The 14981-nt window shown below is 57.2% G+C and carries 15 protein-coding genes; 12 read left to right on the top strand and 3 right to left on the bottom strand.

Features of this window, described 5'->3' with window-relative positions; genetic code table 11:
• The first annotated feature begins 4 nt into the window (after positions 1 to 4).
• The gene (gene manA, locus SIK97_RS05600) at positions 5 to 1183 is read left to right on the top strand and encodes a mannose-6-phosphate isomerase (protein WP_014229579.1); all 1179 of its coding nucleotides are present in this window, start codon (positions 5 to 7) and stop codon (positions 1181 to 1183) included.
• A 98-nt stretch (positions 1184 to 1281) separates the two neighbouring features.
• Positions 1282 to 2844, top strand: coding sequence for a YdgA family protein (locus SIK97_RS05595; RefSeq protein WP_014838654.1), 1563 nt, complete (start codon positions 1282 to 1284; stop codon positions 2842 to 2844).
• Positions 2845 to 2869: 25 nt separating this feature from the next.
• Here SIK97_RS05595 and SIK97_RS05590 read toward each other — a convergent pair whose 3' ends face one another.
• On the bottom strand, positions 2870 to 3898 hold the full coding sequence (locus tag SIK97_RS05590) for a Mal regulon transcriptional regulator MalI (RefSeq protein ID WP_004851407.1): 1029 nt from the start codon (positions 3896 to 3898) through the stop codon (positions 2870 to 2872).
• A 174-nt stretch (positions 3899 to 4072) separates the two neighbouring features.
• On the opposite strand from SIK97_RS05590, the gene malX reads away from it, so the two are divergent.
• The 5 genes from malX to yedF all read left to right on the top strand — a co-directional run bounded on the left by malX (position 4073) and on the right by yedF (position 8902).
• Positions 4073 to 5665, top strand: a complete 1593-nt coding sequence (gene malX, locus SIK97_RS05585; RefSeq protein ID WP_049103411.1) for a maltose/glucose-specific PTS transporter subunit IIBC — start codon at positions 4073 to 4075, stop codon at positions 5663 to 5665.
• A 47-nt stretch (positions 5666 to 5712) separates the two neighbouring features.
• The gene (locus SIK97_RS05580) at positions 5713 to 6885 is read left to right on the top strand and encodes a MalY/PatB family protein (protein WP_032719254.1); all 1173 of its coding nucleotides are present in this window, start codon (positions 5713 to 5715) and stop codon (positions 6883 to 6885) included.
• Positions 6886 to 7068: 183 nt separating this feature from the next.
• Positions 7069 to 7272, top strand: coding sequence for a putative selenium delivery protein YdfZ (gene ydfZ / locus SIK97_RS05575; protein ID WP_004851411.1), 204 nt, complete (start codon positions 7069 to 7071; stop codon positions 7270 to 7272).
• 188 nt (positions 7273 to 7460) lie between these two features.
• A complete protein-coding gene (gene yedE, locus SIK97_RS05570; RefSeq protein ID WP_025105821.1) occupies positions 7461 to 8672 on the top strand; it encodes a selenium metabolism membrane protein YedE/FdhT in 1212 nt (403 codons plus the stop codon).
• Positions 8669 to 8902 (top strand): sulfurtransferase-like selenium metabolism protein YedF, encoded by a 234-nt coding sequence (gene yedF, locus SIK97_RS05565; protein WP_004102619.1) that lies wholly within the window; start codon positions 8669 to 8671, stop codon positions 8900 to 8902. The genes yedE and yedF overlap by 4 nt, the downstream gene beginning before the upstream one ends.
• A gap of 86 nt (positions 8903 to 8988) precedes the next feature.
• Here the strand turns inward: yedF and metQ are convergent, their stop codons facing one another.
• Entirely contained in the window at positions 8989 to 9804 is an 816-nt protein-coding gene (gene metQ, locus SIK97_RS05560; RefSeq protein WP_004851417.1) for a methionine ABC transporter substrate-binding lipoprotein MetQ, read from the bottom strand.
• A gap of 272 nt (positions 9805 to 10076) precedes the next feature.
• On the opposite strand from metQ, the gene add reads away from it, so the two are divergent.
• Entirely contained in the window at positions 10077 to 11078 is a 1002-nt protein-coding gene (gene add, locus SIK97_RS05555) for an adenosine deaminase (RefSeq protein WP_025105823.1), read from the top strand.
• Positions 11079 to 11148: 70 nt separating this feature from the next.
• Here the strand turns inward: add and SIK97_RS05550 are convergent, their stop codons facing one another.
• Positions 11149 to 12189, bottom strand: a complete 1041-nt coding sequence (locus SIK97_RS05550) for an oxidoreductase (protein WP_014838658.1) — start codon at positions 12187 to 12189, stop codon at positions 11149 to 11151.
• Between the two features lie 188 nt (positions 12190 to 12377).
• Here SIK97_RS05550 and blr point away from each other — a divergent pair, with 188 nt between their 5' ends.
• The 4 genes from blr to SIK97_RS05530 all read left to right on the top strand — a co-directional run bounded on the left by blr (position 12378) and on the right by SIK97_RS05530 (position 14956).
• Positions 12378 to 12527, top strand: a complete 150-nt coding sequence (gene blr / locus SIK97_RS05545) for a division septum protein Blr (RefSeq protein ID WP_014229585.1) — start codon at positions 12378 to 12380, stop codon at positions 12525 to 12527.
• A 103-nt stretch (positions 12528 to 12630) separates the two neighbouring features.
• Positions 12631 to 14001, top strand: a complete 1371-nt coding sequence (locus tag SIK97_RS05540) for a GH1 family beta-glucosidase (protein ID WP_049101149.1) — start codon at positions 12631 to 12633, stop codon at positions 13999 to 14001.
• A 219-nt stretch (positions 14002 to 14220) separates the two neighbouring features.
• Entirely contained in the window at positions 14221 to 14436 is a 216-nt protein-coding gene (gene ydgT, locus SIK97_RS05535; protein WP_004134363.1) for a transcription modulator YdgT, read from the top strand.
• Positions 14437 to 14515: 79 nt separating this feature from the next.
• Entirely contained in the window at positions 14516 to 14956 is a 441-nt protein-coding gene (locus SIK97_RS05530) for a DUF2569 domain-containing protein (protein WP_004851426.1), read from the top strand.
• Positions 14957 to 14981 lie beyond the last annotated feature (25 nt).

Below are 14981 nucleotides of genomic sequence, written 5' to 3'. Positions count from 1 at the left end.
GAGAATGCAAAAGCTCATTAACTCAGTGCAAAACTACGCCTGGGGAAGCCATACCGCCTTAACCGAACTTTATGGGATTGCTAACCCGGACAACCTGCCGATGGCGGAGCTGTGGATGGGCGCCCATCCCAAAAGCAGCTCGCAGATTGTGGATAATAGCGGGACGCCGCGCTCTCTGCGCGACGCGATCGAAAGCGATAAAGCAACCCTGCTTGGCGCGAAAGTCGCCGAGCGTTTTGGCGAACTGCCGTTCCTGTTCAAAGTCCTGTGCGCCGCGCAGCCGCTCTCTATCCAGGTCCACCCCAACAAGCAGGCCTCGGAAATCGGTTTTGCCAAAGAGAACGCTGCCGGGATCCCGCTTGATGCCGCCGAACGTAACTATAAAGATCCGAACCACAAGCCGGAGCTGGTTTTCGCCTTAACGCCGTTCCTCGCCATGAACGCCTTCCGCGAGTTTGCCGAAATCGTCACCCTGCTGCAGCCGGTTGCCGATGCGCATCCGGCGATTGCCCAGTTCCTTGCGCAGCCTGACGCCGGGCATCTGAGCCAGCTGTTCGCCAGCCTGCTGAACATGAAAGGCGATGAAAAAGCGCACGCCTTACGGGCGCTGCAGGCGGCGCTGGACAGCGAACAGGGTGAGCCCTGGCAGACTATCCGCCTGATCGCCGAGTTCTACCCGGACGATAGCGGCCTCTTCTCTCCGCTGCTGCTCAACGTGGTCAAACTGAATCCCGGCGAGGCGATGTTCCTGTTTGCGGAAACCCCGCACGCCTACCTGCAGGGCGTGGCGCTGGAAGTGATGGCCAACTCTGACAACGTGCTTCGCGCGGGCCTGACGCCGAAATATATCGATATTCCGGAACTGGTGGCGAACGTCAAATTTGAGCCAAAACCCGCGGGCCAACTGCTGACCCAGCCGGTAATTCACGGCGCGGAGCTGGACTTCCCCATCCCGGTTGACGATTTTGCCTTCTCGCTGCACGACCTGTCAGCGCAGGCGTCAACCATCGCCCAGCAGAGCGCGGCGATCCTGTTCTGCGTCGAGGGTGAGGCGACGATTGCCAAAGGCGAACAGCGCCTGACGCTGAAGCCGGGTGAATCCGCGTTTATCGGCTGTAATGAATCACCGGTGCAGGTTAGCGGCCGCGGCCGCGTGGCGCGCGTGTTTAATAAGCTCCAGTAAGTTACTGAACTTTTTAGCCACAGTTGCTAGACTTTCACCCATCATGACAACACAACCAGGCGGCCCGATCCGCCTGGTTTCATTTATGGACAAATGCTATGAAAAAATCGCTGGTCGCAGCAGGAGTTATCATTGCGCTGGGCGTCGTCTGGACGGGCGGCGCGTGGTATACGGGGAAGCAGCTGGAAAGCCGCATTGCCGACATGGTGCAGCAGGCTAATGCTCAGCTGCAAAGCAGCGCGCCGCAGGCTGGCGTGGAGCTGACGTATCAGGGCTATCAGCGCGGACTGTTCCGCAGCCATTTACAGCTGGTGCTGAAGCCTGCTGCCGGCAAAGCGCCCCGCTGGCTTGCCGCCGGACAGTCGCTGGTGTTTGATGAAGTCGTCGATCACGGCCCTTTCCCGCTGGCCTCGCTCAAATCCTTTAACCTCGCCCCGGCGATGGCGTCCGTCAAAACCACCCTGACCAATAACGACGCCAGCAAGGCGCTGTTCGACATCGCTAAAGGCGAAACGCCGTTCACCATTGATACCCGTATCGCTTATAGCGGCGACAACACATCCGCTATTGTGCTCAACCCGCTTGATTACGCGAAAGGCGATGAGAAGGTGACCTTCAGCGGCGGACAGTTCCAGCTGGACGCTGACCGCGAAGGGAAAACCCTCAGCCTGAGCGGCGAAGCCGGTAGCGGGCAGATTAACGCGGTTAACGAGTACAACCAGAAAGTTCAGCTCACCTTTAATAACCTGAAAACCGACGGCTCTACCGAAATGGCCAGCTTCAACGAGCGTATCGGTAAACAGGCTATCTCGCTGGACAAGCTGGCGATTGGCGTTGAAGGCAAAGAGCTGGCGCTGTTCGAAGGGATGAAAATTGACGGCAATTCGTCGCTGACTGCCGACGGTAAAGGTATTAACAGCCAGCTGGACTACACGGTCAATAGCCTCAAGCTGCAAAATCAGGATATCGGTAGCGGCCGGCTGACGCTGAAGCTGGACAATATTGATGGCGAAGCCTTCCATCAGTTCAGCCAAAAATACAACGCTGAAGCGCAGGCGCTGATGGCGGATCCGCAGCTGGCGCAGAATCCTGAGCTCTATCAGCAGGCGCTGACGCAGACCTTCTTTAGCGCGCTGCCGATGATGCTGAAAGGCAGCCCGTCTCTGACCATTTCGCCGCTGAGCTGGCGCAATGCGAAGGGGGAAACCACCCTGAATCTTTCGATTCTGCTCAAAGACCCGTCGCTGACCACCACGCCGCCGCAGACGCTGGCGGATGAAGTGGATCGTAGCGTTAAATCGCTCGACGGCAAGCTGGTGATCCCGGTGGATATGGCGACGGCGTTTATGACCCAGATTGCCGGGCTGGAAGGCTATCAGCCCGCCGACGCCGCTAAGCTTGCGGATCAGCAGGTGAAAGGCCTGGCGGCGATGGGGCAGATGTTCCGCATCACCACCATGGAAGATAACGCCATCACCTCAAGCCTGCAGTACGCTGACGGCCAGGTTACGCTGAACGGACAGAAAATGCCGCTGGATGAGTTTGCCGGAATGTTCGGTTTAGCGCTTCCCGCCGTCTCTGAACCCGCAGCGCCGCAGGAAACTCAGCCGCAAGATGACGCGCCGCAAGACGTGGTGCCACCCGCCGCGCCGCAGCAATAAACGGCAAATAGCCCCTGCCCAGGGGCTATTTTCGGGTAATCAGTCGGGGAGAAATAATCTGGTTTCTCGCCGCGCCCTGTCCCTCTTCCATACGCCGTAAAATACACTCCGCGAGGCTTTGTCCCAGCTCCCGGGCGGGCGTCGTCACCCAGGTCAGCGGCAGATCGTCCAGCGCCTCCTCGGGTAACTCCGCAAAGGCCGCCAGCGCGACCCGCTGTTCAAAATAGCTTTCGACGCCAGCTTCGCCGCTCTGGCGCCCGGCGCGCATCAGCCCAAACCACGCCCCGGTGGCAATCACGCTGTTGTAGCACAGCACCGCGCTAATCGTTGGGTTTTGCCGCAGCAGCGCCGCCATCGCCTCTGCCGCCTGCTTCTGGCTCGACTCGCACTCCAGCACCCACTCGCTATGAAACGGCAGGCCATACTTCAGCAGGGTGGCGCAGTAGCCGCCTACCCGTTCGGCGCGCGTCAGGGACGAGCTCTGCCCTCCCAGCCAGGCAATGCGCTGATGGCCGCGGCGGATCAGGTGCTCGGTGACAATCTGCGCCGCCTGCATATTATCCGGGCGGATCAGGTCGACATCGTCGAGATAGCTGGCGCGGGAAGCAAACACCAGCGGCATTCCAGCTTGCGCCGCGCGATCGCGCAGCTCCGCTCCCTGGTCGATCGCCCCGGCAATCACCACGCCGTCGACCCCTTGCGCCACCAGGGTATCAAAACGCTGGAGCATTTTTTCACCGCTGTGCCCCCCCTGGGTGAGAAACACCATTCTGCCCTGCGACTCAAGCGCGTCGGTCAATCCGGCGGTCATCTCCGCGTAGAAAGGCTTCGATAAGTCGCTGACGATCAGGCCAATAACGCCGCTCTGGCCGCCGCGCAGCGACGCCGCCTGGCGGTTGCGCACGAAGCCCAGCTGTTCAATGGCATGATTGACGCGCTCGCCGGTGGCCGACGAAATACGCCCCTTGCCGCTCAGCACCAGCGATACCGTACTGACCGACACGCCCGCCGCCTGGGCGACATCATTAATGGTGATTTTTTTCGCGATAGCCATAACTGCAGGCCGACTCCCTTTGGCTGTCGATAAAACGTTTTATCAAGATACTCTCTTTATAAACGTTATTATCGCCGGAATATGTGATTTTTATCGCACTAAAATTTGGTAAAACGTTTTATCTTTCCGTGGCGTTACATCCTACCGATAACTTAAAGAACCAGGATTCGTGTTATGACGGCGAAAACAGCAACCAAAATTACCCTGTGGGAGTTTTTCCAGCAGTTAGGGAAAACCTTCATGTTACCCGTGGCGTTGCTCTCCTTTTGCGGGATCATGCTGGGGATCGGCAGCTCTCTGAGCAGCCATGATGTCCTGACGCTCCTGCCGTGGCTGGACGTGCCGCTGCTGCAGGCCGTATTCATCTGGATGGGCAAAGTCGGCTCCTTCGCCTTCAGCTTTCTGCCGGTGATGTTCTGTATCGCTATTCCGCTAGGACTGGCCCGGGAAAACAAAGGCGTCGCCGCATTTGCCGGTTTTGTCGGCTATGCCGTGATGAATCTGGCGGTTAACTTCTGGCTGACGGCCAAAGGCATTCTGCCGACCACCGATGCCGCCGTCCTCAAAGCGAACAACATCCAGAATATTATCGGCATTCAATCGATCGACACCGGGATCCTCGGCGCGGTGATCGCCGGGATCATCGTCTGGGTGCTGCATGAGCGTTTTCACAATATCCGCCTGCCCGACGCGCTGGCCTTTTTTGGCGGCACCCGCTTTGTACCGATTATCACCACCGTGGTTCTCGGCCTGGTCGGTCTGGTCATTCCGCTGATCTGGCCCGTCTTCGCCATGGGGATTAATGCCCTCGGTCACGTCATCAATAGCGCGGGAGATTTCGGACCGATGATTTTCGGTACCGGAGAGCGCCTGCTGCTGCCTTTCGGCCTGCACCATATTCTGGTGGCGCTGATCCGCTTTACCGAGGCGGGCGGAACCATGGACGTTTGCGGCCATAGCGTCAGCGGCGCGCTGACGATTTTCCAGGCCCAGCTCAGTTGCCCAACCACCCACGGTTTCTCCGAAAGCGCGACCCGTTTCCTCTCGCAAGGCAAAATGCCGGCCTTCCTCGGCGGCCTGCCGGGAGCGGCGCTGGCGATGTACCACTGCGCTCGCCCGGAAAACCGCCATAAAATTAAGGGGCTGCTGATTTCCGGCGTTATCGCCTGCGTGGTAGGCGGCACGACCGAGCCGCTGGAATTTTTATTCCTGTTCGTCGCCCCGGTGCTGTACGTTATCCACGCGCTCCTCACCGGACTGGGCTTTACCATGATGGCCATTCTGGGCGTGACTATCGGCAACACCGACGGCAACGTTATCGACTTTGTGGTGTTCGGCATTCTGCACGGTCTGTCAACCAAGTGGTATCTGGTACCGGTGGTCGCGGCCATCTGGTTTGCGGTTTACTACGGTATCTTCCGTTTCGCTATCACCCGTTTTAACCTGAAAACCCCGGGACGCGATATTGAAACCAATAGCGCTTTCGAAAAGGCCGTCACCGGCGTGACCGGAAAATCAGGCTATAACGTTCCGGCGATTCTGGCGGCGCTCGGCGGCGCGGAAAATATCGTTTCGCTCGATAACTGCATCACCCGCCTGCGTCTGTCGGTTAACGACATGAGCAAAGTCGACAGCGCCGCGCTGAAAGCGAATCGCGCCATCGGCGTGGTGCAGCTTAACCAGCACAACCTGCAGGTGGTGATTGGCCCGCAGGTGCAGTCGGTAAAAGATGAAATGGCTGTCCTGATGAATACCGTCGAAGCATAGGCTCCGCCCCCTCCGAACAGGAGGGGGACATGATGAAGGAAGTGCAGATGTTTGATTTTTCAACGCCGGTCGACCGTCACGGCACCTGGTGCACCCAGTGGGATTACGTCGCCGACCGTTTTGGCGCGGCCGACCTGCTGCCCTTTACGATCTCCGACATGGATTTCGCCACCGCCCCCTGCATCATCGATGCCGTCAGCAAACGCCTGGCGCACGGCGTTTTTGGCTACAGCCGCTGGAAAAACGATGAATTCCTCGGCGCGGTGAGCCACTGGTTCGCCAGCCGTTTTCATAGCCCAATCGACCGCGAAGCAATTGTTTACGGGCCGTCGGTTATCTATATGGTGGCGGAGATGATTCGTCAGTGGTCGGCAACGGGTGACGGTATTGTGGTACACACTCCGGCCTACGATGCCTTTTATAAAACCATTGAAGGCAACCAGCGGCGCGTCGCGGCGGTTCCCCTCTCCCTCGACAACCATCAGTGGCGCTGCGATATGGCGCAGTTGGAACGGGTACTGGCTCAGCCGCGTAATACCGTGCTGCTGCTGTGCAGTCCGCATAACCCCACCGGCAAGGTATGGACCCGCGAAGAGCTGGAAACCATGGCGCGGCTGTGCGAGAAGCACGGCGTAAAGGTAATTAGCGACGAGATCCACATGGACATGGTGTGGGACGAACATCAGCACACCCCGTGGTGCGAGGTGGCGCGCAGCCCCTGGGCGCTGTTCACCTCCGGATCGAAAAGCTTCAACATTCCGGCGTTTACCGGCGCATACGGGCTGATTGACGATCCCGCGGCGCGCGAAAGCTATCTGCACGCGCTTAAGGCCCGCGATGGCCTCTCTTCCCCTTCCGTACCGGCGCTGGTGGCGCATATCGCCGCCTATCGCGAGGGCGCCGCCTGGCTGGATGCCCTGCGCGGCTATCTGCAGGAGAATATGCGCTACATCGCGCGCGAACTGAATCAGGCGTTTCCCGAGCTAAACTGGCAGCCGCCGCAGGCGACTTACCTGGCGTGGATTGACCTGCGCCCGCTGGCGGTGGACGATCGCGCCCTGCAAAAAGCACTTATTGAGGAACAGAAGGTCGCCATTATGCCAGGGGACACCTACGGCGATGAGGGTAAGGGTTTTGTCCGCCTGAATGCCGGCTGCCCACGTGAAAAGCTGGAAAAAGGCGTGCAGGGATTAATTGCCGCCCTGGGCTCGCTGCGCTAACTGTTTTCGCTGGCCGCCAACGCGGTAGCGGCCTGTCCGCTACCGCTGACTCTCCGCTCACTCATCCGTCCTCCCGGCACAATAAAACGATATTTTGACGAGACTCAAAAAACGCTATTTCACAAAGGTGTATTTAAATGCCGTTTTTAATTCCCGTCAAAATATTCACCAGGAGGAAAAAATATGAACACCTACGATCGTAACCGTAACGCTATCGCTACCGGCAGCATGGTTATGGTGGCCGACAGCGGCGCGACGGGCGTCATCAAAGCCATCCACGCCGAGGGTAAAACCGCGGAGCAGCTCCGCCGGGCGGACTGTGTGGAAATAGACGGACATCAGGGGTTATATTGCCCGCTAAACCTTATTCGCCTGGGCTTTAATTAATCGCAATATCCGTCATCAATATCTGACCGCGGATCCGCAGGCGTAAAAGGCCACCCAAGCGTGGCCTTTGATATTCTCTTTATCGTTCAATTTGATCCCATCGAGCGTTTTACATTAATAAGCAGCGTATTATCGCCCCTCTTCTACCCGCTACGGGTAATATACCTTCTGAGTTCAGAGGCATCTTCATGACATGGCAACAGTTCAAACAGGCGTGGCTGATTAAATTCTGGTCGCCCGTCCCCGCCGTTATCGCCGCGGGTATTCTCTCAACCTACTACTTTGGCATTACCGGCACCTTCTGGGCCGTCACCGGCGAATTCACCCGCTGGGGTGGGCAATTGCTGCAGCTCGTCGGCGTGCACAGCGAAGAGTGGGGCTACTATAAGCTCATTCATCTCGAGGGCACCCCGCTCACCCGTATCGACGGCATGATGATCATCGGCATGTTCGGCGGCTGTTTCGCCGCCGCGCTGTGGGCGAATAACGTCAAGCTGCGCTTCCCCCGCAGCCGGATCCGCATTCTGCAGGCCGTCGCCGGGGGAATCATCGCCGGTTTCGGCGCCCGTCTGGCGATGGGCTGCAATCTGGCCGCATTTTTTACCGGTATCCCACAGTTTTCCCTGCACGCCTGGTTCTTTGCCATCGCTACCGCTATCGGAACCTGGTTCGGCGCGCGCTTTACCTTACTGCCCATCTTCCGTATTCCGGTAAAAATGCAGAAAGTGTCCCAGGCCTCGCCGCTGACGCAAAAACCTGACCAGGCGCGGCGCCGGTTCCGTCTCGGCATGGTGGTCTTTTTCGCCATGATCGCCTGGGGCCTGCTCACCGCGGCCGATCGGCCGAAGCTCGGCCTGGCGCTGCTGTTTGGCGTCGGATTTGGCCTGCTCATCGAACGGGCGCAGATCTGCTTCACCTCCGCCTTTCGCGATATGTGGATCACCGGACGTACCAATATGGCGAAGGCGATTATTTTCGGCATGGCCGCCAGCGCTATTGGGATCTTCAGCTACGTGCAGCTGGGTATGGAGCCGAAAATCATGTGGGCGGGGCCCAACGCGGTTATCGGCGGCCTGCTGTTTGGCTTTGGCATCGTCCTGGCGGGCGGCTGCGAAACCGGCTGGATGTACCGCGCGGTGGAAGGTCAGGTGCACTACTGGTGGGTCGGGCTGGGCAACGTTATCGGTTCAACGATCCTCGCCTACTACTGGGACGGGCTCTCTCCGGCGCTGGCCACAAGCTGGGATAAAATCAACCTGCTGGCGACCTTCGGGCCATTCGGCGGCCTGCTGGTGACCTATCTCCTGCTGCTGATCGCGCTGATTCTGGTGATTGGCTGGGAAAAACGGTTTTTCCGCCGCCAGTCTCTCGCCCCCTCGACCGTTAAGGAAAGCGCATGAAAACTCTGGTCCCCGATTATCGCCTCGATATGGTTGGCGAACCCTGCCCCTATCCGGCCATCGCCACGCTCGAAGCCATGCCTTCGCTGAAGAAAGGCGAGATTCTGGAAGTGGTCAGCGACTGTCCGCAGTCGATTAACAACATCCCGCTGGATGCCAAAAACCACGGCTATACCGTGCTCGACATTCAGCAGGATGGGCCAACCATCCGCTATTTGATTCAAAAATAGCCAGAAAAAAGCCGGTAGTGGGCTACCGGCTGTCTTCCGCATCACATGCGCTAGCCCGCGCGTCACGGGCCTGAAAACGTCAACGATTACCAGCCCTTAACCGCATCGCCTTTGTAAAGCTGCTCTGCTGCCGCGGCCACCTCATCGCTCTGGTAGGCCTTCACCAGGTTTTTCACCTTTTCGCTGTCTTTATTTTCGATACGACTGGCGAAGATATTCACGTAAGGGGAATCTTTGCTTTCCACAAACAGGCCGTTGCGCGACGGCGACAGCCCGACCTGGCTTGAGAAGGTGGTATTGATAATCGCCATGGTTATCTGCTGGTCGTCCAGCGCGCGGGTGAGCTGCGGCGCTTCAATTTCGACGATTTTTAGCTTTTTCGGGTTGTTAATAATATCCAGCGAGGTGGGCAGCAGACCTACGCCGTCCTTCAGCGTAATCAGCCCCTGCTTTTGTAGCAGCAGCAGAGAGCGGCCGAGGTTAGTTGGATCGTTGGGGACCGCCACCTGCGCGCCATCGGGCAGCTGAGCAACCGACGTGATTTTCTTCGAATAGGCCGCTATCGGATAAACGAACGTGGTGCCAACCTGAACCAGCTTATAGCCGCGCTCCTGGATCTGTTTGTCCAGATAGGGCTTATGCTGGAAAGCGTTAGCATCAAGATCGCCATTGTTCAGCGCCTCGTTGGGCAGGACGAAATCATTAAACGTCACCACCTCAACGTCGAGATTGTACTTCTCTTTAGCCACTTTTTGCGCCACCGCCCAGACTTCCTGGTCAACGCCTGCGCTTATGCCCACTTTGATGTGGTTGGGGTCCTGCTCGCCAGGTTTGCAGGCGGCCAGCAGCAGCGAGCCTGCGACAACCAGCGGTACCGCGACTTTTTTTAACGTGAAGATCATATTCCCAGAGTCCTTTTTAAAATTGCCTGCCATTCATTGCAGGAAAACCAGCGCCTGAGACTATAGAAAATCTCGGGCGCGAAATTAAATACTGATTGTCTATGATTAATAGCGTTTTGCTATGAGCGATTTCGTCATTGCTCCCTTTGAGAGGGCAATCTTCCCTTCCCTCACCGTTTTCCCTTGTATTGTTCGGTAATTTTCTCCGCTTTTAACCATTTATCGTTCTGATGTACAATGACGCGCACTTTAACTAAAAAAAGAGTGCGACCATGATTGATTTAACTTTGCCATTAACCGACATCCATCGCCACCTTGATGGTAATATCCGGGCCCAAACCATTCTCGATCTTGGCCGCCAGTACAACCTCGCCCTTCCGGCAGACACCCTCGACACCTTACGTCCTCATGTACAGGTCACCAGCAATGAGCCTGATCTGGTCAGCTTCCTCGCTAAGCTGGACTGGGGCGTAAAGGTGCTGGCCTCGCTGGAAGCCTGCCGCCGCGTCGCTTATGAAAACCTCGAAGATGCCGCTCGCAACGGCCTGCACTACGTTGAACTGCGTTTCTCTCCGCGCTATATGGCGATGACCCACCAGCTGCCGGTCGCGGGCGTAGTCGAAGCGGTGATCGCCGGCGTTAAAGAAGGCAGCCGCGACTTTAACGTTGAGGCCCGCCTGATCGGCATTCTGAGCCGCACCTTTGGCGAAGCGGCCTGCGAAGAGGAGCTTGCGGCCCTGCTCGCCCATCGCGATGGCATCACCGCCCTCGACCTCGCCGGGGATGAGCTCGGCTTCCCGGGAAATCTGTTTATGGATCACTTCAGCCGCGCGCGCGATGCGGGCTGGCGCATCACCGTACATGCGGGCGAAGCCGCTGGTCCGGAAAGCATCTGGCAGGCGATTCGCGAACTGGGCGCCGAGCGTATCGGCCACGGCGTGAAGGCGGTGCAGGATCCGGCGCTGATGGATTATCTCGCCGCGCAGCGAATCGGGATTGAGTCCTGCCTGACCTCTAATATTCAGACCAGCACCGTGCCATCCCTGGCCGAGCATCCGCTGAAAACATTCCTTGAACACGGCGTGCTGGCCTGCATCAATACCGACGACCCCGCCGTTCAGGGCGTCGATATTATCCACGAATACACCGTCGCCGCCCCGGCAGCCGGTTTAAGCCGCGAGCAAATTCGCCAGGCGCAGAGAAACGGTCTGGAGCTCGCCTTTTTAAGCGCCCAGGAAAAAGCGGCGCTGATCCAGCGCGTGCAGCAGGCTTGATGTTTCTCCCCCGTGCCAGCACGGGGGGAAGCTCAATCAGCGCCTGGCCAGCGCGTTTCGTCAGGTCGGCCTAATTCAGGCACAGCGTCGCCCGATGCCTGGCCGACTCCAGCCCAAGCTCAATCAGCTCCATAATCTGAATCGCCTGGCTTGCCGGAACCGGGTTAACGCCGATGCCGTTAAGCGCATCGCGAATGGCGGCGTAATAGGCCGGATAGTTGCCCGGTAGCGTCAGCCACGACTCCTCGGTGATTTCCTCGCCTTCGGCACGCGTCAGCAGCCCGTCGCGCATATCGTACCCCCAATCCTCCTGCGGCAGGCGCTCGCCGCTTTTCAGCCGTTCTTCCTGCGGATCAAGGCCGTATTTCACATAGCTTCCCCGCGAACCGTGGATGATAAAGCGCGCCGTTTCCGCCGCGGCCACCAGGGTTCCGTGCAGCACCACGCGACGCTGCGGCCAGGCCAACACCGCATGAAAATAGTCTGTGGACTGGGAGCCAGGCCGTAGCTGAGCCAGGTCGACCTGCATACTCACCGGCAGACCGAAGAGATTTACCACCTGGTCCAGCAGATGCGGGGCAAGATCGTACCAGATGCCGCTGCCCGGCCCACCTTGCTCGCGCCAGCGTTGCCGTACCTGCGGTCGATAGCGGTCGAAATGCGACTCAAAATAGCCGACTTCCCCTAACAGGCCTTCGTTAATCAGCGACTTCACCGTCAGAAAATCGCTGTCCCAGCGGCGGTTATGGAACACGGACAGCAGTCGCCCCTCGCTTTTGGCAATGGCCTCAAGCTCGCGAGCCTGTGACAGTGTCACGGTAAACGGTTTATCCACCACTACATGCTTGCCCGCTTCCAGCGCAGCTTTCGCCAGCGGGAAATGGGTATCATTGGGCGTGGGGATCACCACCAGATCGATATCGGGGTCGCTAAAGAGCGCCTGCGGTGCGGTCACCACCTTCACCGCAGGCCAGTCGGCCAGCACTTTCGTTTCATCGCTGCTCGAGACCGCCGCCAGCGTCATCCCCGGCGTACCGCTGACCAGCGGCGCATGAAAGGTTTTGCTCGCATAGCCGTACCCGATTAAACCTACCCGGATAGGGTCACTCATTTTTCTGCCCCCTTAACGAAATGTCGCAGCCGCACTAACACCGCGATTCTGAACGCATCTTCGACGCGTTTGCCCCTGCACCGGTTGCTCAGCTTTACGCCATTTGCGCAGCTAAGATCATGTAACACTTGCGTTACTTCAGTCGTTGAGTACCATTTCAGTCTGGTTTCACCATTTGCCGTAGAGTTATGGAAAACGTTTTTAACCGTATTGTAGAACTTATTGGCTGGATTGTTTTGGGCGTTTCGGCCCTGCTTTTAGTTATCGCTCATCATATTGATAACTACCAGTCCCCGCCTGCCGTTGATGCTGTTCAGACGAAGCCGCTGTCGAAATAAACAGTGACCCGCTTCGCAACTATGCAACCGGTTTCTGAAACCGGTTGCATAGTTGCATATGCCTTTATTACACTCTCTTTATCAATCGATAAGGAGTTTCTTCATGTCCAAATTCCCGCAACACTTTTTATGGGGCGCCGCGACAGCGGCCTGGCAGGTTGAAGGCGGTCACGATGCCGACGGCAAAGGCCCTTCTATCTGGGATATTTATTCCCACCTTCCGGGCACCACCTATCAGGGGACGACCGGTGACGTCGCCGTTGACCACTACCATCGTTTTCGCGAAGACGTAGCGCTGATGGCGGAAATGGGTTTGCAAAGCTATCGCTTTTCTATTTCCTGGCCCCGCCTGCTGCCTGGCGGCCGCGGTGAAGTGAACGAGGCTGGCGTCCAATTCTACAGCGACCTGATTGACGAACTGCTGGCGCATAACATTGAACCGATGATTACCCTGTACCACTGGGATCTTCCCCAGGCGCTGCAGGATGAAGGCGGCTGGGAGGCGCGCAGTACCGCGGAAGCCTTCGCTGAGTACGCTCGCCTGTGCTATCAACGTTTTGGCTCCCGGGTCAAACTGTGGGCAACCTTTAACGAGACTATCGTCTTTATCGGCCACGGTTACATTAACGGCCTCCATCCTCCTGCGGTGCGCGATCCGGCGCGCGCCATTCAGGCCTGCCATCACGTCTTTATCGCCCATGCGCTGGCCGTGAAAGCGTTTCGTGAAATGGGCGTGGCGGGGGAGATAGGGTTTGTCAACGTGCTGCAGCCGCACACCGCATTAACCGACAGTGAGGAAGATAAGCGGGCGACAGAGATGGCGGACGCCATCCATACCCACTGGCTCTACGATCCGGTATTAAAAGGCGGCTATCCCGCAGAGCTACTGCAGCAGACCCGGGCGCTGTGGGGGGTTCCGGTCTTTGAACCGGGAGACGACGCGCTGCTGCGTGACAACCGCTGTGACTTTATCGGCCTGAACTACTATCGCCGTGAAACCGTGTCGGCGCAGCCTCCTGAAGTACCGACCGGCGGCGAGCCGGGCGTGGATGGGCTCTTCCACTTCGTGCGTAACCCGCAAAGCACCTATACCGAATGGGGCTGGGAAATTTGGCCTCAGGGCTTAACCGACGGGATCATGATGATTAAAGCGCGCTACGGTGATATTCCGATCTACATCACCGAAAACGGCCTGGGGGCAATAGACCCGATTATCAATGGCGAAATCGTCGACGACCCGCGGATTGACTATCTCAGTAGCCATATTACCGCGCTGGAAAAAGCGCTGGAACAGGGCGCCGACGTGCGCGGCTACTACCCCTGGTCCTTTATTGATCTTTTGAGCTGGCTGAACGGTTATAAAAAACAATACGGATTCGTTTATGTCGATCACCAGCAAAATCTGGCGCGTAAACGGAAAAAGAGTTTTTTCTGGTACCAAAACGTTATTGCCAGCCGAGGCGAACAGCGTTAATCTTCTCTCCCAGGCGCCTTCCGGCGCCTGATTCAGTTCTGGAATACTCTTAAATTTCTTTTTACCAGGCCGGAAACATCATCTGTTCTTGTCACCGGTATTTACAACCGAAATAATTGCATACAGTTTATCTTAGAAAGGAACTGCCGGTTGAGAACAGGTTTACTCAGTATGGGTATATTCAACTTAATTTATTCCGATTATAAAATGGATACGCAAATGACCGTTCAGGACTACTTATTAAAATTTCGTAAAATCAGTTCGCTGGAAAGTCTGGAAAAACTTTTTGATCACCTTAACTATTCCCTGACCGATAACGAAGAGATCGTCAACATGTATCGCGCGGCCGACCATCGCCGGGCGGAGCTGGTTTCTGGCGGCAAATTGTTCAACATCGGCGAAGTGCCCAAGTCCGTCTGGCGCTACGTGCAATAAAGACTGTCATCATTCACGCCAGTTGCTTATACTTCCGCCCTGCTTTTATTTATAACTGGCGTTGAATTTTGGAGTAATAATGTCTTCTGACTCTGTGGAACGTATTGGCGGATGGCTTCTGGCACCGCTGGCATGGCTCCTGGTAGCCCTGCTTAGCGCCTCATTGTCGCTGCTGTTTTTTGCTGATGCCCTGATGTCTTCCCAGACTTACACATTGCTGAGCGCGATGAGTATCGAACATCTCGCCCTGTGGATCGCCTCCTTAGCCTTTGCGATCGCCATGTGGTACTACACGCTGTGGTTGACCATCGCCTTCTTTAAACGGCGGAAAGGGGTACCGAAGCACTACATTATCTGGCTGCTGATCACGCTTCTGCTGGCGGTAAAAGCCTTTGCCTTTTCCCCTATTTCCGACGCGCTCGCGCTGCGCCAGCTGCTTTTCCCTCTCCTCGCCGCAGCGCTGCTTGCGCCCTATTTCAGGCGTTCTCAACGGGTTAAGCGGACCTTTGTGAATCCGTAATAACCACACAGTTAACCTGTTGTCG

Origin of the sequence: Klebsiella sp. JN_Kp126 (assembly GCF_033843325.1) — a bacterium.
GTDB classification, from domain to species: Bacteria; Pseudomonadota; Gammaproteobacteria; order Enterobacterales; family Enterobacteriaceae; genus Klebsiella; species Klebsiella michiganensis.
Note: the sequence above shows the minus strand (reverse complement) of the source record. Positions and strands in the feature narration are given on the sequence as shown.

Coding starts and splice junctions, on each gene's coding strand:
- metQ (WP_004851417.1), bottom strand. CDS start 9,804: ATGATCTTCACGTTAAAAAAAGTCGCGGTACCGCTGGTTGTCGCAGGC.
- SIK97_RS05540 (WP_049101149.1), top strand. CDS start 12,631: ATGTCCAAATTCCCGCAACACTTTTTATGGGGCGCCGCGACAGCGGCC.
- malX (WP_049103411.1), top strand. CDS start 4,073: ATGACGGCGAAAACAGCAACCAAAATTACCCTGTGGGAGTTTTTCCAG.
- SIK97_RS05530 (WP_004851426.1), top strand. CDS start 14,516: ATGTCTTCTGACTCTGTGGAACGTATTGGCGGATGGCTTCTGGCACCG.
- add (WP_025105823.1), top strand. CDS start 10,077: ATGATTGATTTAACTTTGCCATTAACCGACATCCATCGCCACCTTGAT.
- ydfZ (WP_004851411.1), top strand. CDS start 7,069: ATGAACACCTACGATCGTAACCGTAACGCTATCGCTACCGGCAGCATG.
- manA (WP_014229579.1), top strand. CDS start 5: ATGCAAAAGCTCATTAACTCAGTGCAAAACTACGCCTGGGGAAGCCAT.
- SIK97_RS05580 (WP_032719254.1), top strand. CDS start 5,713: ATGTTTGATTTTTCAACGCCGGTCGACCGTCACGGCACCTGGTGCACC.
- yedE (WP_025105821.1), top strand. CDS start 7,461: ATGACATGGCAACAGTTCAAACAGGCGTGGCTGATTAAATTCTGGTCG.
- ydgT (WP_004134363.1), top strand. CDS start 14,221: ATGACCGTTCAGGACTACTTATTAAAATTTCGTAAAATCAGTTCGCTG.
- SIK97_RS05550 (WP_014838658.1), bottom strand. CDS start 12,189: ATGAGTGACCCTATCCGGGTAGGTTTAATCGGGTACGGCTATGCGAGC.
- blr (WP_014229585.1), top strand. CDS start 12,378: ATGGAAAACGTTTTTAACCGTATTGTAGAACTTATTGGCTGGATTGTT.
- yedF (WP_004102619.1), top strand. CDS start 8,669: ATGAAAACTCTGGTCCCCGATTATCGCCTCGATATGGTTGGCGAACCC.
- SIK97_RS05595 (WP_014838654.1), top strand. CDS start 1,282: ATGAAAAAATCGCTGGTCGCAGCAGGAGTTATCATTGCGCTGGGCGTC.
- SIK97_RS05590 (WP_004851407.1), bottom strand. CDS start 3,898: ATGGCTATCGCGAAAAAAATCACCATTAATGATGTCGCCCAGGCGGCG.